Source organism: Paraburkholderia azotifigens (assembly GCF_007995085.1).
GTDB classification, from domain to species: domain Bacteria; phylum Pseudomonadota; class Gammaproteobacteria; order Burkholderiales; family Burkholderiaceae; genus Paraburkholderia; species Paraburkholderia azotifigens.
In genome coordinates this window covers 1,227,286-1,251,592 of record NZ_VOQS01000003.1, presented here as the reverse complement: position 1 = coordinate 1,251,592, position 24,307 = coordinate 1,227,286, and the positions used below count along the sequence as shown (strand labels likewise).

At 61.8% G+C, this 24,307-nt stretch carries 23 protein-coding genes; 13 read left to right on the top strand and 10 right to left on the bottom strand.

What is annotated here, in order from left to right; all coding sequences use genetic code 11:
• Positions 1-20 precede the first annotated feature (20 nt).
• Positions 21-1,226, bottom strand: coding sequence for a DNA-binding protein (locus tag FRZ40_RS22880; RefSeq protein WP_147235678.1), 1,206 nt, complete (start codon positions 1,224-1,226; stop codon positions 21-23).
• A 1,914-nt stretch (positions 1,227-3,140) separates the two neighbouring features.
• Between FRZ40_RS22880 and FRZ40_RS22875 the strand changes: the two genes are divergently transcribed.
• Positions 3,141-4,490, top strand: coding sequence for a replication initiation protein (locus FRZ40_RS22875; RefSeq protein ID WP_028366803.1), 1,350 nt, complete (start codon positions 3,141-3,143; stop codon positions 4,488-4,490).
• A 45-nt stretch (positions 4,491-4,535) separates the two neighbouring features.
• Here FRZ40_RS22875 and FRZ40_RS22870 read toward each other — a convergent pair whose 3' ends face one another.
• Both FRZ40_RS22870 and parA read right to left on the bottom strand, forming a co-directional pair.
• Positions 4,536-5,600 carry a ParB/RepB/Spo0J family partition protein gene (locus FRZ40_RS22870; protein WP_028366802.1) on the bottom strand — a complete coding sequence of 355 codons (1,065 nt, stop codon included), beginning with the start codon at positions 5,598-5,600 and terminating at the stop codon, positions 4,536-4,538.
• Between the two features lie 24 nt (positions 5,601-5,624).
• Positions 5,625-6,287, bottom strand: coding sequence for a ParA family partition ATPase (parA, locus tag FRZ40_RS22865; protein WP_028366801.1), 663 nt, complete (start codon positions 6,285-6,287; stop codon positions 5,625-5,627).
• Positions 6,288-6,861: 574 nt separating this feature from the next.
• On the opposite strand from parA, the gene arsC reads away from it, so the two are divergent.
• Positions 6,862-7,233 (top strand): arsenate reductase (glutaredoxin), encoded by a 372-nt coding sequence (gene arsC, locus FRZ40_RS22860; RefSeq protein WP_028366800.1) that lies wholly within the window; start codon positions 6,862-6,864, stop codon positions 7,231-7,233.
• 53 nt (positions 7,234-7,286) lie between these two features.
• On the opposite strand, the gene FRZ40_RS22855 is transcribed toward arsC, so the two are convergent.
• Positions 7,287-8,252, bottom strand: a complete 966-nt coding sequence (locus FRZ40_RS22855; RefSeq protein ID WP_147235677.1) for a sulfonate ABC transporter substrate-binding protein — start codon at positions 8,250-8,252, stop codon at positions 7,287-7,289.
• A 224-nt stretch (positions 8,253-8,476) separates the two neighbouring features.
• On the opposite strand from FRZ40_RS22855, the gene FRZ40_RS22850 reads away from it, so the two are divergent.
• Entirely contained in the window at positions 8,477-8,767 is a 291-nt protein-coding gene (locus FRZ40_RS22850; protein WP_028366798.1) for a DUF1272 domain-containing protein, read from the top strand.
• A 268-nt stretch (positions 8,768-9,035) separates the two neighbouring features.
• Positions 9,036-9,167: a hypothetical protein gene (locus FRZ40_RS45780; protein ID WP_269323364.1), complete on the top strand. Its 132-nt coding sequence runs from the start codon at positions 9,036-9,038 to the stop codon at positions 9,165-9,167.
• 80 nt (positions 9,168-9,247) lie between these two features.
• Here FRZ40_RS45780 and FRZ40_RS22845 read toward each other — a convergent pair whose 3' ends face one another.
• Positions 9,248-9,454: a hypothetical protein gene (locus tag FRZ40_RS22845; RefSeq protein WP_147235676.1), complete on the bottom strand. Its 207-nt coding sequence runs from the start codon at positions 9,452-9,454 to the stop codon at positions 9,248-9,250.
• 361 nt (positions 9,455-9,815) lie between these two features.
• Here FRZ40_RS22845 and FRZ40_RS22840 point away from each other — a divergent pair, with 361 nt between their 5' ends.
• A complete protein-coding gene (locus tag FRZ40_RS22840; RefSeq protein WP_147235675.1) occupies positions 9,816-10,367 on the top strand; it encodes an NADPH-dependent FMN reductase in 552 nt (183 codons plus the stop codon).
• A gap of 58 nt (positions 10,368-10,425) precedes the next feature.
• Here FRZ40_RS22840 and FRZ40_RS22835 read toward each other — a convergent pair whose 3' ends face one another.
• Both FRZ40_RS22835 and FRZ40_RS22830 read right to left on the bottom strand, forming a co-directional pair.
• Positions 10,426-11,523 carry a hypothetical protein gene (locus FRZ40_RS22835; protein ID WP_147235674.1) on the bottom strand — a complete coding sequence of 366 codons (1,098 nt, stop codon included), beginning with the start codon at positions 11,521-11,523 and terminating at the stop codon, positions 10,426-10,428.
• A 216-nt stretch (positions 11,524-11,739) separates the two neighbouring features.
• Entirely contained in the window at positions 11,740-14,022 is a 2,283-nt protein-coding gene (locus tag FRZ40_RS22830; RefSeq protein ID WP_147235673.1) for a hybrid sensor histidine kinase/response regulator, read from the bottom strand.
• 695 nt (positions 14,023-14,717) lie between these two features.
• Here FRZ40_RS22830 and FRZ40_RS22825 point away from each other — a divergent pair.
• From FRZ40_RS22825 to FRZ40_RS22815, 3 genes are read left to right on the top strand one after another with little or no spacing between them, the layout of a single operon-like run.
• Complete coding sequence (locus FRZ40_RS22825; protein WP_028366793.1) at positions 14,718-15,086, top strand: response regulator; 369 nt, start codon at positions 14,718-14,720, stop codon at positions 15,084-15,086.
• Complete coding sequence (locus tag FRZ40_RS22820; RefSeq protein WP_028366792.1) at positions 15,079-15,702, top strand: chemotaxis protein CheC; 624 nt, start codon at positions 15,079-15,081, stop codon at positions 15,700-15,702. The genes FRZ40_RS22825 and FRZ40_RS22820 overlap by 8 nt, the downstream gene beginning before the upstream one ends.
• A complete protein-coding gene (locus FRZ40_RS22815; RefSeq protein WP_028366791.1) occupies positions 15,699-16,637 on the top strand; it encodes a GGDEF domain-containing protein in 939 nt (312 codons plus the stop codon). Before FRZ40_RS22820 ends, FRZ40_RS22815 begins: the two co-directional genes overlap by 4 nt.
• Before the next feature lie 68 nt (positions 16,638-16,705).
• Here FRZ40_RS22815 and FRZ40_RS22810 read toward each other — a convergent pair whose 3' ends face one another.
• On the bottom strand, positions 16,706-17,128 hold the full coding sequence (locus FRZ40_RS22810; RefSeq protein WP_028366790.1) for a nuclear transport factor 2 family protein: 423 nt from the start codon (positions 17,126-17,128) through the stop codon (positions 16,706-16,708).
• Positions 17,125-17,322, bottom strand: coding sequence for a hypothetical protein (locus FRZ40_RS22805; protein ID WP_147235672.1), 198 nt, complete (start codon positions 17,320-17,322; stop codon positions 17,125-17,127). Before FRZ40_RS22805 ends, FRZ40_RS22810 begins: the two co-directional genes overlap by 4 nt.
• Positions 17,323-17,677: 355 nt before the next feature.
• On the opposite strand from FRZ40_RS22805, the gene hpnD reads away from it, so the two are divergent.
• From hpnD to FRZ40_RS22780, 5 genes are all read left to right on the top strand, one after another.
• Positions 17,678-18,526: a presqualene diphosphate synthase HpnD gene (hpnD, locus tag FRZ40_RS22800; RefSeq protein ID WP_028366789.1), complete on the top strand. Its 849-nt coding sequence runs from the start codon at positions 17,678-17,680 to the stop codon at positions 18,524-18,526.
• Positions 18,526-19,815 carry a hydroxysqualene dehydroxylase HpnE gene (hpnE, locus tag FRZ40_RS22795; RefSeq protein ID WP_028366788.1) on the top strand — a complete coding sequence of 430 codons (1,290 nt, stop codon included), beginning with the start codon at positions 18,526-18,528 and terminating at the stop codon, positions 19,813-19,815. Before hpnD ends, hpnE begins: the two co-directional genes overlap by 1 nt.
• Entirely contained in the window at positions 19,812-21,845 is a 2,034-nt protein-coding gene (gene shc, locus FRZ40_RS22790) for a squalene--hopene cyclase (RefSeq protein ID WP_147235671.1), read from the top strand. Before hpnE ends, shc begins: the two co-directional genes overlap by 4 nt.
• Entirely contained in the window at positions 21,845-22,558 is a 714-nt protein-coding gene (locus tag FRZ40_RS22785; protein WP_051446374.1) for a phosphorylase, read from the top strand. The genes shc and FRZ40_RS22785 overlap by 1 nt, the downstream gene beginning before the upstream one ends.
• Before the next feature lie 153 nt (positions 22,559-22,711).
• Positions 22,712-23,194 carry an acyl-CoA thioesterase gene (locus FRZ40_RS22780; RefSeq protein WP_028366785.1) on the top strand — a complete coding sequence of 161 codons (483 nt, stop codon included), beginning with the start codon at positions 22,712-22,714 and terminating at the stop codon, positions 23,192-23,194.
• Positions 23,195-23,289: 95 nt separating this feature from the next.
• Here the strand turns inward: FRZ40_RS22780 and FRZ40_RS22775 are convergent, their stop codons facing one another.
• Positions 23,290-24,303, bottom strand: a complete 1,014-nt coding sequence (locus FRZ40_RS22775) for an MlaA family lipoprotein (RefSeq protein ID WP_147235670.1) — start codon at positions 24,301-24,303, stop codon at positions 23,290-23,292.
• Positions 24,304-24,307: the final 4 nt, after the last annotated feature.

Below are 24,307 nucleotides of genomic sequence, written 5' to 3'. Positions count from 1 at the left end.
AATTGAAACGTCTTTCTCGATCAAGACGATGTCGATGATTGCGCGGTCGACATGAAGCGCGTCACGGCCGCCAGCCGGGAGTTGCCCGTTCCGGACGTGTGCTCGCATTCCGGACACAGCAATTCGTAGTGGTGATCCATCTGAGAGAGTTCCGGCTCACCCTCAATGCATTTTGGACACTGCGCCGGCAGGGAAACGTGCCCATCGACAGCGGTGCCGACCGATTCCAGTTCCTCCTCACTCAATCTTCCGGCATTCGCCAGTTGGCAGAGCAACTGCGCAACGGCGGGATCGATACCTTGTTGCGCCCGCAGCGCGGTCATCTGGCGTGTGAGGAGATCGAGTTCATCGGACTGCTCGCGCAATTGCGCATCGAGTCTGTCGCCGCGCGCCTTCGCGGCGGCCAGTTGCTGGATGAAATCGAATTCTTTTCGGCTCGCATCGCGTACACCTGACTGATACGTCGCCGCCATCGCGCGTAACGAATCCAGCTCGACAAGCATCGGTTTTACGCGACGCTCGGCTTCCGCCACGGCATCCTTGATTTGCTGCGCGTAGTGTTCGGCATTCGCCCGCATCTCGCCGTGTAATGCATCGAGCCGGTCGCGCAAACCTGCATTCGTCGATTGTTCCGCGTCCAGCCGCTTGCGCAACGATTCATTCTCGGCTTCCAGCCTGCGAGCGTTTGTCTTCAAGCCCTGTTGGCTCGCCGATTCGCTGGTGTTCGCAGAAGCAAGCTGAGTCTCAAGAATGCGGACGCGTTCCCAGGCGGCATCGGCGCGAGCTTCGCTACGCTGTATCGCCTCTTCAGAAATTTCCTTACGAATCTGGCCTTCTTGGGAGTCGCGTGCAGCGGCGGCACGCAGGGCTTGGATTTCCTGTCGCTCTTCTTCGAGCGATTCGCGCGCTTGTGTCAGGGCGTCTTCGAAGAGTGCGCCGAGCAATTCACCTGCACGCTCTTCCAGCGCTTTCGGAATCGTACCGACACCCACCCGTACACGAGACGCAGACCGAATGCGCTCCCAGAAACTGTCGATGTCTTTTGGGATGTCGCTCGCGCTGCCTGTTTGGGTGAGGTCCCGCACAGCAGCCATCGATGGCCGTATGCCGAGATCAAAGAACAGACGCTTGCAGGCGTGCAGCGACAATTCCTGACGGCGCGCGCCACTCGCGCGTAAGGCATCGAGTTCTTTTCGGATGGCTTGGCGTTCTTCGTCCAGATTCATTCTTGCCTCAGATCCACGTGAATTCGAAGAATCATAACAATTTACGTAGTATCCGATACGTTTTTTGAATTTGCATGAGTCCTTCCTAGGAATTCGCTGCCAAGTCCGCTGAATGGGTCTCGAAGGTGTCGGTGTGTCGAATGAAGCGTGAAACAAATCGAAGAATCGCTACTAAGCTATTGTTAATCAAAAGATTTATCTGGGCCACCATTGTTTTGGCACTGTTTCACGCTTGCGCTGAACGAGGGTGAGCGGGTTTTTTGTTTTTTCTGTGTACTCGCGGGGCTCTTTGTAGAGAGTAATAAAAGTAAACACCTTTGAACCTTAGTTAAAGACGTTAACGCCTGGCGAAACCCTTGCTGGATAAGGCTTTGCGGTCGATCAGGTGAAGCTTTTCGGGAAAGATGGTGAGCTTTGACGGGACGTTGCAGTGATGGGGTTCGGGGATGTCGGTGAGCAAGGTCGGGAAACATCGTGAGTGGCTTCGGGAACGTCGAGTTAACGAGTGACGATCTTAGGTGAGCATTTTCGGGAGGTGATGACGCTTTGTGGCCTGTATGCGTTGACCAGGCAGTTTTGGGACGGGTTAACACGAGGTGAGTGGGTTCGGGACGGGTGATCGATTGGGTTTTCAGCCATTTTGGACCGCCTGCGAAGCTCTGGGTGAGCCATCACGGGAGAAAAATGGATCCTGAGGTGAGGTTTTTCGGGGCCATGAGGCTTGCGAGCGCCAATTATCCGCACGAATTCGTTAAAGGTGAGGTTTTGCGGGAGGCAATTGACATCGTCGGAAGCACCTGGGATCCGCTTTTCGACTTTAACGTGTCTAAGGTGAGCGGATTCGGGAGTCTGCGCGGTACGCATATCCTGGGCCAGAATCGGTCGTGAAAAACCTAAAGGTGAGATTCTGCGGGAGCGCAGAGATACGTATTTTGCGCGAAAGGTGAGGAAATACAGGACAAATTCGAGCAGAGGTGGCCGCAATATCTATAGCGGAAGCGGCTGTTGCAATCGATCCGTTCACATACGATGACGCGAAAGGTGAATATTTTCGGGACTCTGCATCGCACGGAATTTACGCACTGCTTCGAGCAAAACCCGATGCAAGGTGAGCCTATTCGGGATTCCTGGTGTTGTGCCTGGTTGACCACCATTTCTGGCGGTGTCTGCTAAGTCCTTATTTTTATGTGGTTTTCATCGATTTCAATCGAAAGGTGAGGATTTGCGGGATCAGGCTTCCAAACGAATTGTGAAGCAAAGGTGAGGAGATACGGGACAAAATTGCCACGTTAAATTTTCTCTGCAGGCGGGAAGTCGCGACAGCGTTCGTTTCGCGGAATGGCTTAGGTGAGGATATTCGGGGGAGGCCGGTGCAGTCCTGCGAAGCGATCACCGAATGAGCCGCTGCGCCCGGAGTGCTTTCCGCTTTTCCTGTGATGCCGACTGACGGATCCCGCGTTTTCGACCCGCAGAATAGCTAGCGAAGTAGGTAGCGAAGGTGCGGGCGAGTGGCTGCCGTCCCTGGAACTCCCGTCGGCAGCCGCGATCGCTGCTCGTGAACGTTGCTGTACATGGTCTCGACGCAAACACGTCGAGAAGATCCAGGATTTGCTGACGCATAAATCCAGACGGCAAAATCTCGTCGCACATTTGCGACGGACCCGTAGGTGAGCATTTTCGGGAAGCGAGGCGTCGGCTTCCGATGTAGGCCATTTCAGACGATCCAAGCCAGGCTCACGACCATCAAGGGATCGCGGAAACGCTTGTTCCGCCGATAGGTGAGCGTTTTCGGGATTTGCTCCTGGTGAGGCGCTGATCGCAGCCGGATTTCACCCAAAGTAGGTGAGACAGACGCTATAGACGCGCATCACCGCAGCCGGTATCCTTTCGCAAAATCTCTTCTCGACTCGACGCATGGCCACGAAGCGCGCGAAAAAAACCGATGTGGTGAGCCCAAGCTCCGCCGAATTGCGCAAAGCCGTCGAGGCGATCGCCATTCAGCCCAAGAGCGGCAAGATCACGCTGCTCACCCGCAAACTGTTCAACGTCTTGCTGACGGTCGCGCAGCAGGCCGACGAAGCGGGTGACACGTACCGCGCCTTGCTATCCGACATCGTTGCCAATTCTGCATTCGATTCGAACGACACTGCCCTCGTCAAGGAGCACTTGCGTCGCATGGTCTCCGTGCAGGTCGAATGGAGTCAGGGGTCGTCGAGTCAGAAGCCCGGCCGCAAATGGGGCATCTCGACGCTGATCGCCGACGCCGAAATTCTTGAAGATCCGGCGACGCGCCGTGTCTGGGTCGAATTTTCGTTCGCACCCAAGATCAAGAAGAAGCTGCTCGATCCCGTGCAGTACGCGCGGTTGAGCCTGCAGTTTCAAAGCCAGCTGCGCAGCAGCGCAGGGCTGGCGTTATACGAAATCTGCGTGCGCTATCTGACCAACCCGAGTCATCTGACGATGCGCGAGGCATGGGAATGGTGGCGGCCCATCCTGTCGGGCACGCCCGACACGGAAGCCGGCGATGAAGCCAAGCGCGAGTACAAGTATTTCAAGCGCGACTATCTGCGTCCCGCAATTGCAGAAGTGAATGCCGTCACGAATATCTTCGTCGAACTGATCGAACATCGCGAAGGTCGCCGGGTGGCCGAAATCCAGTTCCGGGTGACCGAACGCAAGCAGCCGATGCTCGCGCTCGATGAGCATCCGAATGTATTCGACAGTACGCTCGTCGACCGGATGGTGAAGATCGGTATTCCGTTGAAGGAGGCGCAGACGCTCTACGCCGATAGCGAAGAAAACCGGATTCGTGCGGCCTTGCAAATGACGGAACAGCGGATGCGCAGCACGACGTTGCCGCCGGTGCGGAGCGCGCCTGCGCTCTTCAAGGATGCGCTCAAGAAGGGCTATGCGCCGCCCGTCGAGGCATTGCCTTCGACGCCTGCTGGCAAGGCGCTTGCCGGCGCACCCGCCGACGATGCGAAGGCGCGGCTGCTGGGCGAGTACATGGCGTATCGGCGTAAGGAAGCGCAGGCTCTGTACGAGGAACAGGGCGATGCGGAGCGCGATGTGGCGCGGCACTCATTCGAGGAAGATGAATTGCCGGGGCTCGGCGCACACATGCGCGATGATTGGCGTCGGCGTGGTCTCGAATCGAAGCTGACGGAAACCGCATTCTTCGATTGGCTCGCGCGCAAGACCTGGGGCGAGCCGACGGACGGCGATTTGCTCGCATTCACGCTGAGTCAATCGCGAGCCGCCTGATTCCGATGTAGCGCGCCGCGATCGGCGCGCTACCTTTCCTGCTTCCTACGACTGGTCGGACAGCATCTGCTCGATTTGCCGGAGAATGTCGTCGCGCTTGTCACGCGACAGTCCGCGCAGCTTGAGTTCGAGCCGGTCATCACCGTATGACTTCAGGTCACCCACCGACACACCGCCCAGCTTGATATCCAGTCGCTGTGCATAACGCTGGCGTCCTGCCGGCTTTGCGCTTTCCTGCGCCGTTGCCCTGCCCTTCACGATGTCCGCGACCTGACGCGTGCTCAAGTCGTCGGAGAGAATCTTGTTGATAAGACGCAGCGTGGAATCCGTGCCGCGGGCCGAGTGATATCGGCCGACCTGATACGCCATATTCGAGCCGAAGCGATCGGGTCGCGCGACCATTTCCTGCATTACCGTCTCGGGCAGTTTCGCAACGGAGAGCGCGACTGCGATGGTCGACTCATCAAGCCCGAGATGTTCGGCGAGTTCCTTCTGGCTCTGAAAGTGTTTCTCATCCAGAAAGCGGCGCCAGACGACTGCGTTATCGAACACGGTTTGCGAATCGCGCTGGACGTTGAGGTCATAGCCAAGCTTGTAGCTCTGAATCCCGATGGGCAGGTCGACGACGATCGCCTTCACCGTTTCCTTGTTGGCTTCCTTCAGCGCGCGAACGCGCCTGCCACCATCGCTGACGAAGTAGCTGCCCGGATTGTCGTAATCGGGAATGACGTGGATGGCCTGCTGCTGTCCTTGCTTCGCGAGATTGACCGCAAGCTCGGCAATCGAGGACTTCACATAGAAATACCGTGGATTGAACGGACTCGGTTTGATTGCCTTCAGCGAGAGCTCGATGATCTGTCCAGGGCGATAACCATGTTCGGCACGCCAGGTCCGATATTCAATCGACTCGTTCGCGGCATCAGCCGATTCGACTTCGCTGGGGACAGACGACGTTGCAACGGGATTCTTGAATGCGGCGATGTTTGCGTTCTTGGGCGCATTTTGCACCAGGCCATCGATCGCATTGAGCCGATCAAGCGCCGTACGCTTTTCGCTGCTTGTCGAATCGGGACGGGCCTGGAAGCCTTTGGCGAATTGGGACGGTTTCATTCAAGTACCTTTATGCGCATAAATTCAAGGGAGCAGGGCGGCGATCTCATCAGCGCATGCGCGAATCTCAAGACTGGCGAGTTTGGCGCCACGATCGTTCATCTGCAGGACCGTCTGACCAAGTGCCATTGCCTGTTTGTACGCCTCGCGCGTGGGAATCTGGGTGCGTAGAAGCGGGAAGCCGAGTTCTTCTAGCGCGCGCTTCAACTCGCGGGTCAGCATGCGCTTTTCTTCCGTCTTGTTGAGGAGAAAGACGGCACGGAGGTCTTCGTTCATGACCTGAGCCTGCTGAACCAGCTTGACCAAGCCAACGCTTGACCAATAGTCGGCGGGAGATGAGGACGTCGGGATAACCGCGACAGTTGCGGCGAGAAGGACAACACCCGAGACCTTCTCCGTAATGGACGGCGGGCAGTCGACGACGATCAGGTCGTAGTCGGCGACGAACTTCTTGATCTCGCGATGGATCTGCGCACCGGCTTCAGAGAGATTGACGACATGAAATGGAATGCCTGAGTCGCTATCCGATGCCGCGCTGGCCCAATGGATGAGTGTGTTTTGTCCGTCAGCGTCGACGACGAGAACGCGTTTGCCGCGCTCATGAAAAGCTGCGCCGAGGTGCATCGCAATTGTGCTCTTACCGACCCCGCCCTTCTGCTGTGTCACTGCGATGATTTCTGCTGCCAATGTTCACCTCCTTTTTTTGGACGCCGCTGAATTTTACCTTGGTGATTTTGTAATTCAAACATTTTTGGTCAGATGCAACAGTTATAGGCCGTTTGCACATGGCTTTATGCGCATAAAGAGGATGGTGTTGGGCGGAGGGCGAAGCGGGGAATGCAAAAGGCGGTTCCGCGCGCGGAAATATCGCCTCCGCATGGCGGCGCAAGTAGAAGTCAGGGGCACGCCAAGTGGAGCGGCGATTACTCAGCAATGAAGACACGACGGCTTGTAGCCGCTCGCGTGTGATGTAGAGTGGGTTTGTGCGCATAAAGTCCTCAGGCGCGGCCTCCCGTGCAGACGTGACGTCACACACATGCCCCTCGCGTGATGTCCGCCTTTATGCGCATAAACCTGGCCATACGAACGGTACCAAAGAGCAGGAGCGATGGACAGAGCACCTCGATGCCCTTAAGCACCCGACGCAGCAAACGACGGCCGCATCATCACCGCGTGAATCGCAAGCCAGACTCACAACCGCAGCACCGCCCTTACGCAGCCGCTAAAATCCGATCCACACTCTCACATCCGCGTACCGGCCATGATCACCATCTATCACAACCCGCGCTGCTCGAAGTCCCGCGGTGCATGCGAACTCATCAGCGATGTCTACAACCCGTCGAACGAACCTGTCGAGGTTATCGAGTACCTTCGTACGCCGCTGTCGGTGGCCCAACTCAAGGAGCTGAACCGGATGCTGGGTTGCTCCGTGCGCGAAATGATCCGTGACACGGAAACGATCTATCAGGAACTGGGGCTTGCCGACTCGTCGTTGAGCGACGGTCAGTTATACGAAGCGATCGCCGCGAATCCGATCCTGCTTCAACGTCCGATCGTCGTACGCGATGGGCGGGCCGTGATTGGTCGACCGCCGGCGAATGTAAAAGCGCTGTTCACCGATCCGGCGAGCTAGAACGATGCGCGCGATGACGAATCACTATCCCGCGCGCACATTCATACGGACACTCAAGCCTTCGCGCCGAGTACGGCTTCCTTCGTCACGATCTTTGTCGGGATGATGCGCAGTTCAGTGAACGTGTCGGCGATTTTCTGCTGCTCGGCCAGCACGCCAGCGTCGACCGGTTTGTAGACGTGCGCATAGTGTCGCAGGCCTGCTTCGATCACACTCGCGTCGAGGCCCTGAATCGGCGCGAGCTGAGCCGCCGCCTCAGCGTAGTGTTCGCGAACCCAGGCACCTTCCTTCCCGACTTCGCTAACGACGGCATCGACCAGCTCACCGTTCTGCTGCGCGAAGGAGCGCGCGCTAAGAAAGAACTGGTGGTGATTGACGATGCCCGCGCCATCGGTCAAGAGTCTCGCATTCGATTGCCGCTTGGCTGCTTCAAGGAACGGATCCCAAATGGCCCACGCATCGATTGCACCGCGTTCGAATGCTGCGCGTGCATCGGCGGGCGGCAAAAATACGGGTTGGATGTCGCTGTATTTCACGCCGGCTTTTTGCAAAGCGGCTACCAGAAACCAGTGCACGTCCGAGCCCTTGTTGAACGCCACGCGTTTTCCCTTCAGATCCGCGACGGATTGAATGGGAGCATCGCGATGGACAAGAATGCCTTCGGCTTGCGGCGTTGGAATCTCATACGCGGTGTAGACGAAATTCGCACCGGCGGCTTGCGCGATGACGGGTGGCGCCTCGCCGACATAGCCGAAGTCGATCGAACCTACATTCAATCCTTCGAGCAACTGCGGACCGGCCGGGAATTCCGTCCATTTCACCGTGACACCCTGCGGCGCAAAGCGCTTTTCAAGCGTTCCGTGCGCCTTCAATAACACGAGCGTGCTCGCGGCCTTTTGATAGCCGATGCGGATTTCCTTTGCACGGCTATCCGCGAGAGAAGGAAGTGCGGTCGTGGCCAGGAGTGCGCCGACTCCGGCCAGGAAGGATCGACGTGTAAGTGTGGGATGTTGAGGCATGGGCGGATGCGATATAGCGAAAACGGACGCAACATGGACCGATTGCGCTCAACGATAAGCCGGTCGCTAACGGGCACGAACCGATAAATTTGCATAAGCAAATCATCTGCATCGAAGTTCAATCCGACTTTGTGGCCTTGGCAGGAATTGACGCCGCGCTGACCTTTTCACCCTTCTCGCTCTCCCTACACTCCCAACAATCGTATCGATCCAGGAGACCCGAAATGCTCGAACTCAGACCGTCGTGCGAAGGGTGCGGCAAGGCACTGCCGCCGAACGCGGATGACGCAATGATTTGCAGTTTCGAATGCACGTTTTGTGAGAGCTGCGCGCTCACTACGCTGCAGAACGTATGTCCTAACTGCGGCGGAAATTTTCGACATCGTCCGATTCGCCCTGCTGCGATGCTAGGAAAGCATCCGGCGTCGTCTGAAAGGCATCGTGTCGGCGTGGACGAAGTTGCACATGGCGGCTATCTCGCGCGCTATCGCGATACGCCGCCGACTGAGCGCTAACCGCTCAAGGCGCGGCAACAAAGCATCGCAATCCACAAGAGATTGTTGCGGGAATTGCAAGATATGAAATAGCTCGCATCGAGCCTCGTGCGAATGCACACGCGATAAGGGCTCGGACCGGATCAAAAATTCGAGTTTCCCGATTATTTCAATCGATGAAAAAATATCTTGGCAAAGCGGCTATTTCTGGCTGAACACTCCATCGATATCCTCCGCTTCAACGGTCGCAACACGCGAGCGCATCAACGCAGAGAATCAGGAGTCATCCATGAAACGCCTTCTTTCCGCCCTCGTTGCATCTGTCGCACTGCTGGCTGCTGCGACCGGGGTTGCCAACGCCGACACGAACCAGAAGTGCGAAGGCCCCGCCTCGTACTGCAACGTGTTCTTCGGCAACTGAGATAGCGATCCAGGCTAGCCAGACAAAAAAGGGCGCCACGAGCGCCCTTTTTTCATGATCTTGCGCGCAGAACCACGCACTCAGGTTTTGCCGCCGCCATCGAGCCCACTGCCCCTGCGCCACACCTGTTTGCCGCGTTCGGAAAGTTCGCCGCAGCTATGGGTTTCGTCCGCTTGCGTGCCTTCGACGGCCATCTCACCGCCCGGCTGTTCCAGCGAGCGCAGCTTCCGCTGCTTTTTCACAGCAAACGCTTCGTCATGCGATTTGCCAGAGTGATCCAAGCTCATGATCTATTCTTCCCCCCAGTTCTCAGGTCCTCAACAACAACCAAGTGACTCTCAACCGTTCGAAAAATCGCTTGTCCACAAGTTCAACGAAAAGCTGTATCGGCAAGCGATGTCGTGCGCCGTTTGTTGCATCGGGCGACAGCCCGACGATGCGCTTGATTGATAAGGCAAAGATTCGACCTATCCACAGGGTTATCCAGAAAATCTGTGGATAACTTGTATGTCTCTCGGATTATCCACAGGCCGTCAGAAAAACTTCATATCCGGGGCGCAGACCTGCGCGGCGGGATACGACGTCGACCGTTATGATCCACAGGTCGCACCCCCTTTTGCGCTATCGCGCCAACCGATGAAGGAAGACATGGCCTATCACATTGCAGTCGTCGTCGGCAGCCTGCGCCGCGACTCGACCAACCGCCAATTGGCAAAGGCGTTGATTTCACTCGCACCTTCGGATTTTTCGTTCGAGTTTCTCGATATCGGTTCTCTCCCGCTCTACAGCCAGGATTACGACGACGACTTCCCAGAAGTCGCGCGCATCTTTAAGCAGAAAATCCAGGCCGCGAACGGGTTGCTGTTCGTGACCCCCGAATACAACCGCTCGATGCCCGGCGTGTTGAAAAACGCGCTCGATTGGGGTTCGCGCCCTTGGGGTCACAGTGTCTGGGGCGGCAAGCCGGGCGCCGTGATCGGCACGTCGCCGGGCGCAACGGGCACCGCGCTCGCACAGCAGCATCTGCGCAACGTGTTGGCCTATCTCGACGTCGCGACCCTGAGCCAGCCCGAGATGTTCATCAAGCATACGGCTGGCCAGATCGACGAGAGCGGCAACATCGCGAATGACGACACGCGCAAGTTCCTGCAGAAGTTCGTCGACCGTTATGTGGACTGGGTGAAGCGACACGTCGGCTAAGCGCCGGACTCAATCAGGCGAGCGGCGCCCGACATCGGGCGCCGCATCACTGCCGGCACTACGGCCGATGATCCGGATGCCCCGTCACCCGATCCCATCCATGCCGCACGGCAGCCTTGAACCGCTCCCAGCTGCCCACACCCGCCGCGCGATCGCGTTCCCAGTCCAGCTGTACTTCGGGCTCGACCTCGTCCCACGACCTGTCCTGATAGCGAATCTCGCGAGCCATCGTCGCGCCGTAGTGGTACGCCGGCACGTACTCGTCATAGCGCAGCCCTTCGTGCGCGTACTCCGAATCGTAGTGACCGCGGAAATCCTCTTCGTATTCGAGGAACTCGTCTGGCACCTGCTGCGGCATCGCTTGTCCGGGCGCGGCTGTGTCGGGCGTCATCACTGCGCCTGAACCGGCGATACCCGCCGATGCGATCGCAGCTGACGCCGGTGTGTCCGCCTGAGCCGCCGCGGGTCGGTTGGTGCCCGTCGGTACGCCGTAGTCAGGCGACGCCGACGCCGGCCGGTTTAAGTCGTCGGCGCGTGGAGTGGATGCAGGCGGCACGTCCGGCCGCATCACCGCGCCGGCGCCCGGTGCGCTCGCAGCGGCAAGCGCTTCCGCGGAGGTCTCGTCGACGGGCGGCACGCCGTGCAGCGTATCCATGCGCGCGCGCTTGCGGGCCTCTTCTTCGGCAAGCAGCGCGTCGCTCGACGGCTGCGTCGCCATCGATGTCGCGGCGGGCGCGCCGAAACCAAGTTCATCCAGCACGGAGTGTTCGCGCCGCTCCTCCGCCGAGCGAGTCTCGACGTCCGGCGCGCGCTCGCTCACTTCGAGCGCGCCCAACCTCGTCAGCGAATTGCGCGCGAGTTCTGCATGCGACTCGCTTGCCGCGTTGACGGCCACGAGCACTGCGCCACGCCGCACGGCTTCCGTGTAGCGTTCGGCTTCGGGCGCAGTCGGACCGGACGTCGTGAACAGGCTCGAGAGAAATCGTTCGATATTCGCGATGACGCCGGGAGAATGCGCGGCGGCGGCGTCGGCGGGCGTTTCGGGGTTTGCCTGCAACTCGATGTCGCTGGATGCAAAGCCGGTCTGCACGAGCAGGTTGCGGGCGCTCTCGGCTTGCGCGTAAGTGTCGAAAAGACCAATCACGGTGTGTCGCATGTCTGTCTCCGTGGCTTTCTGAACGAATGCGGCGGCGCGGCGCTGCATTCTCGATGCGGAGAAAGCTGCAACGTTCATGCCGGGTTGCAGATGCGTTGGCTGGCGGGAAAGTCCCGGAAACGGGAGCCCGCGACGGCGTCGGAGCCGTCGGGCCGGCAAGCGCGGCCAACGCATGGCGCGCTTTTACAAATGGCCGGTAATCCCCGGCAGCGGCGTTCAGCCGGCTGGATGTGTCGGCGGATGCGCGAGATCGCGCTGTAGGGTCTGCAGGAATTTGTCGAGCAGCGCGATATCGAACGGTTTCGACAACACGCGTGCATCGACGTGACGCGCGCGCTCCAGTTCTTCCGCATAACCCGTGACGAGAATCACGGGCAGCTTCGTTTCGAACGACTGCACGCGCTCCGCCAGATCGATGCCATTCAGCTTGCCCGGCATATGGATGTCGGAAATCACGAGGTCGAACGGCACAGGCTCGCCGGTGTCCTTCAGCCGCGCGTGTGCGGCGTCGAAGCGATCCATCGCAGCGTCCGCGTTGAACACGCAGGTGACTTCGTGACCCATCATCTGCAGCAGCGCTTCCGTGCCCGCCGCGACCTCGTCGTTGTCCTCGACGAGCAGGATGCGCAAACCATGCGGCGCGTCCGCTTCTTCGGCGACGGGTTCGGCGGGCCGCTCGGCTTCCGGCGCTTGCGTCGCGCGCGGCAGATAAAGCCGCACCGACGTGCCCGCGCCGATCGCGCTGTCGATCGCGGCCAGTCCGCCCGAGCGCTCGCAGAAGGCGAATACCTGCGGCAGCCCGAGACCCGTGCCCATGCCTTTCGGCTTGGTCGTGAAGAGCGGCTCGAACGCGCGCGACAGCACTTCGGGCGGCATCCCGACGCCCGTGTCTTCGAGCGAAAGCTGCACGAAGTCGCCCGTGATGGGGAAGCCGTCTTCGTGTCTGAAGCTCACGTTGCTCGCGCGCACCGTGTAGCGGCCGCCGTTCGGCATTGCGTCGCGGGCGTTGACGGCGACGTTGATGAGCGCCAGTTCCAGTTCCGCGACATCGACCTGCATCGGCCACAGGCCCGTCCCGACATCCATCACCAGCGCGACCTTCGCGCCGAGCGAAGCACGCAGCAGATCGCGGCAGCCGGGCAGCCAGCGTTCGACATCGAGCGTTTCGTTGCGCAGCGGCTGCTTGCGCGCCACGCCGAGCAGTTGCCGCGTGAGCGATTGCCCGCTTTTCAGCGCGCGCTCGACGGCGGACAACTCGCGATCGAACGCCGCCGCGCCGCGCCGCCGCACGATCTGCACGTTGGCGGAGACGATCATCAGCAGGTTGTTGAAGTCGTGCGCGGCGCTGCCGACGAGATTGCCGAGCGCTTCCATCTTGCGCGATTGCCGGTAAGCGGATTCGATCGAGCGCCGCATCGACGCTTCCGCCTGCCAGCGCTCCCACGCTTCCTCTTCCGCGCCGAGGCGCTTGAGTGACAGCCAGATCACACACCACAGCACGATCGACGGCACGAACGTCGACAGGATCAGTACGCTCAGATGGCGATACCACGCCGCCCAGATCGCCGACGTGCGATAGCCGACGCTGACATACGCGGGATACGAGCCGACGCGGCGGAACGCGACGATCAGGCGTTCGCCGTCGATCGTCGAGCGCACCCGCACGACGCCCGCGCGGCGGCCTTCCGCGAGTGCGTCGGTGTACGCGTTGTGGCGCACGGGCTCTTCGGCCTTCGACGGCGGACCGACGGGAAAGCGCGCGAGCACGGCGGCGTCGGAGCGCGTGAGCGCCATCGTCATCGGCGAGACTGTGCCGCCCAGCAGCTCGCGATAGAACGCTGCGAAGTAGCTGGGCCGCAGCGCCACCGACACCATGCCGGCAAACGAACCGTCATCGTTGCGCCGCGCGACGCCCGTGTTGAATACGATCTCGCCCGCGACATGCCCGACCATCACTTTCGATACATGCTCGAGCACCTGGCCGTCGCGAATGCCGACGAAATCTTCGCGCTGCTCGATCGACACGCTGGGCGCCGGATAGAAGCGACTGCTGGCGAGCAAGGCGCCGTCGTGCCCGAAGATCGAGACGGCCGCGACTTGCGGATAGCCGCCGCCCATCGTCTGCAGCTTTTCGTGGATCGCGTCTTCGCGCTCGCGGATGCCGTTATCGTCGAGTCCTTGCACGAGGTCGACCACGCGCGCGTCGAGCGCCTCGTTCATGTCGAACACTTTCAGCGCGTGCTCTTCCGCGACGCGCACGGTGCGCAGCGTCACATCGGTGGCGTCGGATTCGCGCGTGCGCAGATCGCTGAACGCCATCGCCGCGACGAACACGCACGGCACCACGACGGCCGCGACCAGCAGCGCGATCAGCGTCATGCGGCGAACGGCGAAATTCTGTTCGGGAACGGCAGGAAAGAGCGCTTCGTCGGGCCGCGCGTCGGCGGCGCGCTCATCGGGAGCGTTCGCGTCGACGGAATCGGTCCGGTCAGCTGTCATGGCGAAAGCCGCTCTCGCGGCCGGTAAAAAAGGTACGAGTTCTTATCATAGGTTCAGCGCGCGGGTTTACTCGCACGCAATGCAACAAAGAAGGCGCGGCGCCCGCGCTGGCGCGGGTTCGGCGCTTTGGTCATACGAGTTCGCGAATCAGCGACGAATCCGGAAGCGCAAACGTACACAAAAGTATAAGTACGATCATTCTTCTGACGAATGCTTGCGTTTCGACTCGAATATGACGAAAACGAGTTAAATTCGTTCGTCGAACGCTTTCTGACGAGTTGCCTTTCCGCCAATTTGCTTCGAAAATTGCGCCACGATAAATAATCAGCCCGCCATGATCGGGCGAATTCCGCGCGAGGGACCGGGAATTGCACGCGATGCAAGACCGGCCTCGCGGAGACCAGCGGGGCACCACGGAGCCATGAACGCCGTCTTGCCGCCGCAGCACTATCTACGGGGTAGGCTTCGAACATGACGGTCATTGCCGTTGTCCATTGCGCGCAGGCTGCCGCTGCGTGCCACGCGCGCCGTCCGGCGCGCCACGTGCCGGCAGCGTCGCCCGTGCCCGTCGATCCGGCCGGCGAGTTTGCCTGTGTTCGGACGGCTCCGGCGCGTAAAAGTGCGAGCGGGCACTAAAGTTCGCCCAGGCGCCGCCGTTAACACGCAAGAGCCCACTCCGTTTCCAGTCTGCCGCCATGTCTTTGCCCATTGTGATCGCCGATGACTCGCTGCTTGCCCGCAAGGTGCTCACGAAGGCGTTGCCGCAGGATTGGGACGTCGACATTACCTACGCGTCCAACGGCCGCGAAGCGCTCGAGCATTATCGCAAGGGGCGCGCGTCGGTGATGTTTCTCGATCTGACGATGCCCGACATGACGGGCTATCAGGTTCTGGAGGCCCTGCAGCACGAGGACCTGAACACATTCGTGATCGTCGTGTCCGCCGATGTCCAGCCGATGGCAAGGGAACGCGTGCGCGCGCTTGGCGCACTGGCATTCATCCCGAAGCCCGTGACCACCGAGGCGGTGCTTCCCATCCTCAAGGAGTACGGGTTGTATGTCTGAGCCAGTCCTCAACGAAGATCAGCGCGACGCGCTGCAGGAAGTCGCCAATCTGGCGATGGGCCAGGCCGCGACGCGCCTCGCTCTGCTGCTGGATGCGTTCATCGAACTGTCGGTGCCCCGCGTGCGCGTGGTGGCCGTGCGCGAAGCGGCGTCGGCGCTGCGCGAGATGACGGGCATCAACGAGCCCGTCAGCGCGGTGCGACAGGGCTTCCGCTCGGATATCAAGGGCGAGGCGCTGGTGATCTGCCGTAGCGGCAGCATCGAACAGCTGTGTTCGCTGGTGAGCGACCCGTACGCGAAGTCCGCGTATGAAGCGACCACGCAGGAAGAACTCGTGTTCGACGTCGCCAACATCCTGACGGGCGCCTGCGTGTCGTGCATTCTCGACCAGCTCGGACGCACGCCCGTGTTCTCGCCGCCGGGCCTGCTCGGCTCGGCGATGTCGCTCGACGACGTGTTCCAGCCGAACGTCCTTGCGTGGGAAGTTGCGTTGCTGGTCGAAGTGAATTTTGCGTTAGAGGATCAGAGTTTCCGCGCCCACCTCGTGATGCTGATGGCGGAAGACTCGATCCGTCATCTGAGCAACGCGCTGGACGCGCTGCTTTCCAGTATATGAATGCCCCGCTTCCTACGCTGAGCGACCTGGTTGTCGAACGGGTCGGCTTTGGTATTTTCGTTCTCGACCGTCAGATGAACGTGCTGATGTGGAATCGCTTCATGCACGATCACAGCGGTCTGTCCGCGCAGCAGGTGGTCGGCAAGTCGATTTTCGCGAGCTTCCCGGAACTGCCGCGCGTATGGCTCACGCGCAAGCTCGAAAGCGTGTTCCAGCTGGGCAGCTTCGCGTTCAGTTCGTGGGAGCAGCGCCCGTATCTGTTCAAGTTCGATCACGACCGGCCGATCACGGGCGGCGTCGATTTCATGCAGCAGGACTGCACGTTCATGCCGATCATGCGCGATCGCGAAGTAGAAGCCGTGTGCGTGACGGTGTCCGACGTGACGCATGTGAGCATCATGCAGCGCGAGCGCGAGGAAGCCGTCGCGAAACTGCAGGAATATGCGGACCGCGACGGGCTGACGGGCATCGCGAACCGCCGCTACTTCGAAGCGCGTCTGCGCGACGAATACACGCGCTGGCAGCGCTATGGCGGCGAGCTGTCGATCCTGCTGTTCGATCTCGATCACTTCAAGAAGATCAACGACCAGTTCGGCCACGTGGTCGGCGATACCGTGCTTCGGGAGATGGCGCAGCGCGTCGCGCATGTCGTGCGCGCGCAGGATACGTTCGGGCGTTTCGGCGGCGAGGAATTCGCGTTGCTGCTGCCGTGCACGCCGCTGGAAGACGCGATGCTGGTCGCGGAGAAAATCCGCAATACGATCGGCGATCTGCCCGTCGACGTGCAGGGCGTTGATGTGCCCGTGACGGCGAGTGTCGGCGGTGCGGCGGCGCGTGCCGGGGTGCCGGCTTACGAAGCGCTCATCAACGAGGCGGACGCCGCGCTGTATAGCGCGAAGCGGCAAGGGCGCAACCGGTCGGTTGCGTTTATCTGAGGTTACTCTGAGGATGTTTTGACGTTGGACGCGCTGCCGTACGGCAAGCCGCGTCCAACGCTTGCGATTTACTTCTTCGTCATCCATGAGCCGACGACGTGCCATTGACCGTCGCGCCGGACGAAGTCGTCCTTGAAGGCGAACACGGCGGCCTCGCCGTTCGGGGCCATGAAGCGATTCTCACCGAATGCGACGGCCTGATCGCCGTCGACGCGCACCTGCACGTCCTGCAGCGTTTGCGTCGACCCGGCGGGCGCGGGCGGCGCGCTCAGCACATCGCTCTTCGAACGCGTCTTGCCGGACGGCGTGATCTCGCGGTACGAGTCGTCGAGCAGCATTTTCAGCGTGTCCGTGTCGTGATGCATGCTCGCCTGCACCCAGTTTTCTTCGAGCTGGCGAATCGCGGATTCGTCGTTTTGCGTGGCAAACGCGGGCGCTGAGAGAGTGAAAGCGGCCAGAAGCGGGGCTGCCAGATAAATATGCAGTTTCATGATTTTTCCTTTAATTGAATTGATTTATGTGATTCGGTGAGTATCTGAATGCGGATTTTATTCATTGGTATTGATGCCAATGAAAATGGATTTAACGAAGCGATTCGAGTTGTGTCGATGAGCGGCGCCGTCCCTGCGCTGACCGGCGCGCCGGGCCGCTCAAGTTGCGGTATTGCTTCATCGACTCCGACCATGAATATAATCGCGACCCGCTTTTCAATATCTCAGACAAGTCTTAATTTGAGATAATCGAATGGCAGCGTCAGATAATCGACTCGATTTGAAGGCGATTTCCGGGCGAGGTCGCTTCGCTTCTGCGCGCCACGCCCGGACATGCCGAAAAAGGTATCCACCATCCGGGCCGACGCGCGCCGCGCCTTGCACGGACGGCTGCCGTTTCTGCGTCCGCTATGAAAGGTTGGTATACTTTTGCCCGTTTTCCGGTCTTCCGGCCGGTGTTTCGCGCGTGTCCGCGCGCGCGGGCGGCTTGCCTGCGGGTAGGCATGACTTCTTGATCGCCCCGTGGTGGGTGTCTCAGCGGAGATCGTCTTGGCCGTTTCCAATCTCGTCGTGGACGACACACAAACTGACGCAGCCGCCGCAAGTTCGGGCAGCTCGTTTTATCTCGCGATGCGCATCTTGCCGCCTGCGCAGCGCGATGCGATGTATCAGGTCTACGCGTTCTGCCGCGCCGTCGACGATATCGCCGACAGCGACCTGCCGCGCGCGGAGCGCGATGCGGGCCTCGAACGCTGGCGGGCGGACATCGACGCGTGCTACGCCGGCTCGCCGCGCGCGTCGCTGCTCGAGCTGACCCGGCACATCCACACGTTCCATCTGCAGCGCGAAGATTTCCACGCGATGATCGATGGCATGGCGATGGACGCCGCCGCCGACATTTGCGCGCCAGACGAAGCCACGCTCGATCTGTATTGCGATCGCGTCGCGAGCGCGGCTGGCCGGCTATCGGTGAGAATTTTCGGGATGCAGGAGCAGCCCGGCATCGAGCTGTCGCACCATCTGGGCCGCGCGCTGCAACTGACGAACATCCTGCGCGATATCGACGAAGATGCGGAAATCAACCGCTGCTATCTGCCGTACGAGTTGCTCGCGCGGGAAGGCATCGCGACGTCGAATCCGCTGACGATCGCCGACGATCCGTCGCTGCCGCGCGTCTGCGCAACCCTCGCGGAGCGCGCGAAGCAGCATTTCGCCGCCGCCGACGCGATCATGGACGCGCAGCCGCGTGCGCAGGTGAAAGCGCCGCGCATCATGTCGGGCGTCTACCGCGTGCTGCTCGATCGCACGCTGGAACGCGGCTTCGACATTCCGCGCACGAAGGTCAGCAAGCCGAAGTTGCGAATGCTGGCCATCGTCGCGCGGTACGCTCTCTTTTGATGCGAAAGCTGGTTCACGTGATCGGCGCAGGGCTGGCCGGTCTTGCCGCCGCCGTGCAATTGCAGCGGCGCGGCGCGCAGGTCGTGCTGTACGAGGCGGCCGAGCAGGCAGGCGGCCGCTGCCGCACGTATTACGACCGCACGCTGGGGGCGACCATCGACAGCGGCAACCATCTGGTGCTGTCCGGCCAGCAGGCCACGCTGAACTACGTGCGCGCGATCGGTTCCGCCGACGATCTCGTCGGGCCGACGCAGCCCGAATACCCGTTCGCCGATCTCGCGACGAACCAGCGCTGGACCGTGCGGATGTCGCAGGGACGTTTCCCTGCATGGATTTTCGATGCGCGCGCGCGGGTGCCGGACACGCAATGGACCGATTACCTGTCCGTCGTTCCGCTGCTGCTGGCCAAGCCCGGCCGCACCGTCGCGCAGACCATGCGCAGCAACGGCCCGCTGTGGGACCGCATGCTGCGGCCGCTGCTGCTGGCCATGACGAACATCGATCCGCGCCGCGCGACGGCTGAACTCGCGGGCGCCGCGTTGCGCGACACGTTCGCGTCAGGTGGACCGGCCAGCCGTCCGCTCGTCGCGCGTAACGGCCTGGGCTCGGCCTTCGTCGATCCCGCACTGCGGCTGCTGCAGCATGGCGGCGCGGCGATCCGGCTCGGCGCACGGCTCGATGCATTCGAGTTCGCCGATGGGGAAGACGGCCGCCGGGTTTCCGCATTGCGGCTGAACGGCGAGGAGCGCATCGAAATCGGCGCGAGCGAAGCTGTCGTGCTGGCCGTGACGCCCGATATGACGCAATCGCTCGTGCCGGGCGTGCAGGCGCCGCGCGGTTTTTCGGCGATTGTCACGGCACATTTTGCCGTCGAGCCGCCGCTTGGCCATCCGCCGTTGATGGGCCTCGTCAACGCGACCGCGAACTGGCTGGTGGCGTCCGACGGACACCTGTCGGTGACGGTCTACGATGCGGCAAGCCAGACGGCGAGGCTCACCGACATGCCGCGCGACGATCTCGCGCGCAAGCTGTGGGCCGACGTCGCGCAGGTGACGGGGCTGTCGGCCGATCTGCCGCTGAAGTGGCAGCTGAATGTCGAGCCGCGCGCCACGTTCGCCGCGCAGCCCGACGACGAGATGCGCCGCCCGGCCACGCGCACTCGCTGGAACAACCTGATGCTCGCAGGCGACTGGACGGCAACCGGTCTGCCGCCGGGCATCGAAGGGGCGATACGGTCCGGCCAGAAGGCCGCCGATACGCTATTGAACGAACCGATGGAACGCCGATGAACGACTTATCCATGACCCAGACGCTGGGCGAAGCACTGCCTCAAACGCTGATCGACGATCATGCTCCCGTTGCCGCCGCGCTGGCGACGGGCGCAGCACCCGTCGACGCGCTCGACGCCGCCGTCACGCGCGCCACGGACGCGATCCTCGCTGCGCAAAAGGACGACGGCCACTGGGTCTACGAACTCGAAGCCGACGCGACGATTCCCGCCGAATACGTGCTGCTCGTGCATTACCTGGGCGAAACGCCGAACGTCGAACTCGAACAGAAGATCGCGCGCTATCTGCGCCGCATCCAGTTGCCCAACGGCGGCTGGCCGCTCTTCACAGACGGCGCGATGGACGTCAGCGCGAGCGTCAAGGCGTACTTCGCGCTGAAGATGGTCGGCGACGCGGAAGACGCCGAGCACATGGTCCGCGCGCGCGAGTGCATCCTCGCGAACGGCGGCGCGGAAGCAGCGAACGTGTTCACGCGGATCCTGCTCGCGCTGTTCGGCGTCGTCACGTGGTACGCGGTGCCGATGATGCCCGTCGAAATCATGCTGCTGCCCAAGTGGTTCCCGTTCCATCTGTCGAAGGTGTCGTACTGGGCGCGCACCGTGATCGTGCCGCTGCTCGTGCTGAACGCGAAGCGTCCAGTCGCGCGCAATCCGCGCGGCGTGCGCATCGACGAACTGTTCCGCGGCGCGCCTGTGACGACAGGCCTGCTGCCGCGTTCGGGCCATCAGAGCAAGAGCTGGTTCGCGTTCTTCCGCGCCGTCGACGGCGTGCTGCGCGTCACGGACGGCCTGTTCCCGAAGGCGTCGCGCGAGCGCGCGATCAAGGCGGCCGTCGATTTCGTCGACGAACGCCTGAACGGCGTGGACGGCCTCGGCGCGATTTTCCCGGCAATGGCGAACTCGGTGATGATGTACGACGTGCTCGGCTATCCCGCCGATCACCCGAACCGCGCGATCGCCCGTGAATCGATCGAAAAACTGCTCGTCATCCACGAAGACGAAGCGTATTGCCAGCCGTGCCTGTCGCCTGTGTGGGACACGTCGCTCGCGGCGCATGCGCTGCTCGAAACGGGCGATCCGCGCGCCGAGCAAGCCGCCGAGGGCGGTCTCGCATGGCTGCGTCCGCTGCAGATTCTCGACGTGCGCGGCGACTGGACCTCGCGCCGTCCCGACGTGCGTCCGGGAGGCTGGGCATTCCAGTACAACAACGCGCATTACCCCGACGTCGACGATACGGCTGTGGTCGCGCTGGCGATGCACCGCTCGGCGGCGCTGACGAAGTCGAATGTCGATGCCAACGCGATTGCGCGCGCCCGCGAATGGGTGGTCGGCATGCAGAGCAGCGACGGCGGCTGGGGCGCGTTCGAGCCCGAAAACACCCAGTATTACCTGAACAACATCCCCTTCTCCGACCACGGTGCGCTGCTCGATCCGCCGACGGCCGACGTGTCGGGCCGCTGTCTGTCGATGCTCGCGCAACTCGGCGAAATGCCCGCGACCAGCGAACCTGCGCGCCGCGCATATAACTACTTGCTGAAAGAGCAGGAAGACGACGGCAGCTGGTACGGCCGCTGGGGCATGAACTACATCTACGGCACGTGGACGGCGCTGTGCGCGCTGAACGCGGCGGGCATCTCTCTCGAAGACGCGCGCATCAAGCGCGCCGCGCAGTGGCTCGTGTCGATCCAGAACGCGGACGGCGGCTGGGGCGAAGACGGCACCAGCTACAAGCTCGACTATCGCGGTTACGAAAAGGCGCCGAGCATTCCGTCGCAAACGGCGTGGGCGCTGCTCGGCCTGATGGCGGCGGGCTATGTCGATCATCCCGCCGTCGCGCGCGGCGTCGAGTACTTGCAAAGCGAGCAGCGCGACCACGGCCTGTGGGACGAAGAGCGCTTTTCGGCGACGGGCTTCCCGCGCGTGTTCTATCTGCGCTACCACGGCTATCGCAAGTTCTTCCCGCTGTGGGCGCTCGCGCGCTACCGCAATCTGACGCGTGCGGGCCAGAAGCGCGTCACCGTCGGCATGTGATGACGGCGCGGCCCGATCTCATGAACGCGAACCTGCCGGTCATCGCCGTGACGGGCATGGCGTTCGAAGCGCGCATCGCGCGCGGCAAGGGCGTCGAAGCGGTCTACGCGGCGCGCGCAGATCTGCTCGAACGCGCTTTGAACGAAGCCGTCGCGCGCGGCTGCGCGGGCATCGTCAGCTTCGGTACGGCGGGCGGGCTTGCGCCCGATCTCGCGCCCGGCACGCTGATCGTCGCGAGCAGCGTGCACAGCCCGCTCGGTGTCGTCGAGACGGATCTGCATTGGGCGGCCCGCATTGCTACTGTGCTCGACGGCACGCCGCTGGCGTCGAAGCTGCGGCGCGGGCCGATTGCGGGCGTTGCCGCACCGCTCGTCGGTGCCGCCGACAAGGCAGCGCTGCACGCATCCACAGGTGCGCTCGCTGTCGACATGGAGTCTCACCTTGCAGGCGCCATCGCCAGCGCGAACAGGCTGCCGTTCGTCGTGTGCCGCGCGATCGTCGATCCGGCGTGGCGCACCTTGCCGTCCGCCGCGACGGCCGGTCTGCGCGACGACGGTACCACGGCAATCGTTCCCATCCTGCGCGAACTGGCGCGCCAGCCTTCCCAACTGGGCGGTTTGCTCCAGGTCGCAGCCGATGCGCGCGCGGCCCGCGCAACCCTGGTCGCGGCGCGTCAGTTGCTGGAACGCGCGGGCGCGCTTCGGTCGCTCTGACTCTGACGCTCCTGCGCACGAGATGCGCGGAAAGCGAAATAGTGTGTTGGTCTTGAAGGCCTAGTGAAAACCCTTATCTCCGATATAGTGCTAGGTGTTAACCCTAGGTCGCACCTTCGAGCGCGGCCACGCTATTTCCGAAGAGGGACCGCAATGAATTTCCACACACGCAAATGGGTCAAGCCCGAAGATCTCAACCCCAACGGCACGCTGTTCGGCGGCAGTCTGCTGCGCTGGATCGATGAAGAAGCCGCGATCTACGCGATCTGCCAGCTCGACAACCAGCGCGTCGTGACCAAGTTCATGTCGGAGATCAACTTCGTCAGTTCGGCGCGTCAGGGCGACATCATCGAACTCGGCATGAAGGCGACGCATTTCGGCACGACGTCGATCACGCTTCGTGCCGAAGTCCGCAACAAGATCACACGCAAGAGCATTCTCACCGTCGAAAAAATGGTGTTCGTGAATCTCGACGAGAACGGCAATCCGGCGCCGCACGGCCGCTCGAAGATCCGTTACGCGGATGAGGCGTTCGAGCGCTACAGCGAGAAGCTGCGCGCGATGCAGCAGCCGGGCGCCGTGCTGGCTTCCGAAGCCGCGGAAGACGTCGATCAGGAAGCGGACGCAGCGCATTAAAGCGCATTAACGCGCACGATAAGGCGGCTAAGAAAAAGCCCGGCTGGTCTTACGACCAGCCGGGCTTTTCATTTGCGCTTGCGCCGAAGCAAGGCTTACTGCGAAGCCGGCTTGTCGGGCGTGGGCGCGGGCGTCGTGTTCTGAGCCGGTGCCGTGCCCGTCGCAGGCGTGCTCGTGGACGCAGGCGACGGCGCCGAACCTTCGCCCGGATCTTCGTAGTTCGGCACGCTTTCGTCGTTGGTCGGCGCGCGCTTCTTGCCGCCTGCGCCCCCCGTCCCGCCTGCGCCCGACGCGCCTTCCGCCGGCTCGGCTTGGTTCGGCAAACCGAGCGGTGCGGCGCCCGGCACAGTAGAAGGCGCCGTGCCCGATGCGCCCGCAGGCGCTTCCGCGCCCGTGTCGTCGTCGCCATAGTCCGGCAACGCCGAAGCCGGCGCGTTCGCGCCGCGCAGTAGCGAGCGGCGCTGCTGCGTATAGGCGTCGCGCACGAAAGAGTATTTGTCGAGCGCAGCCTGTTCAAGCAGCGTCGTCGCGCCGAGCAGATCCGAACGCACACTGACGAACTGCACGAAGTACAGCGGATACTTGATTTCTGCGCCCAGATACGTGATCGGATTGGCGCGGAAGTCGACCAGATAGCCGAGACCGTCGCGGAACGAGCTTGGACCGAACAGCGGCAACACCAGATACGGACCCGACGGCACGCCCCAGCGGCCGAGCGTCAGACCAAAGTCCTGCTTGTGCTTCGGCAGACCGGCGGGCGTCGCGAAGTCGAGCAGGCCGCCGATACCGAAGGTCGAGTTCATTGCGAAACGCATCAGGCTTTCCGTTGCGTCCTTGATGTGCAACTGGAGCAGGCTGTTCGCGAAGTTATCGAGGTCGCCGAGGTTCGAGAAGAAGTTGCTGATGGCCTGACGCAGCGGCTGCGGCGTGACCTTTTGATAACCCTTCGCAATCGGCACGGCGACCGTGCGATCGAGCGCGTCATTGAAACTGAAAATCGCGCGGTTCATCGGCTCGAGCGGGTCGCCGGGTTTCCGGTCGGTGCCCGTTGCACACCCCGTTGCAAGACTCGCGGCGGCCAATGCCAGCGCGGCTGTACGCATCTTCATGCGG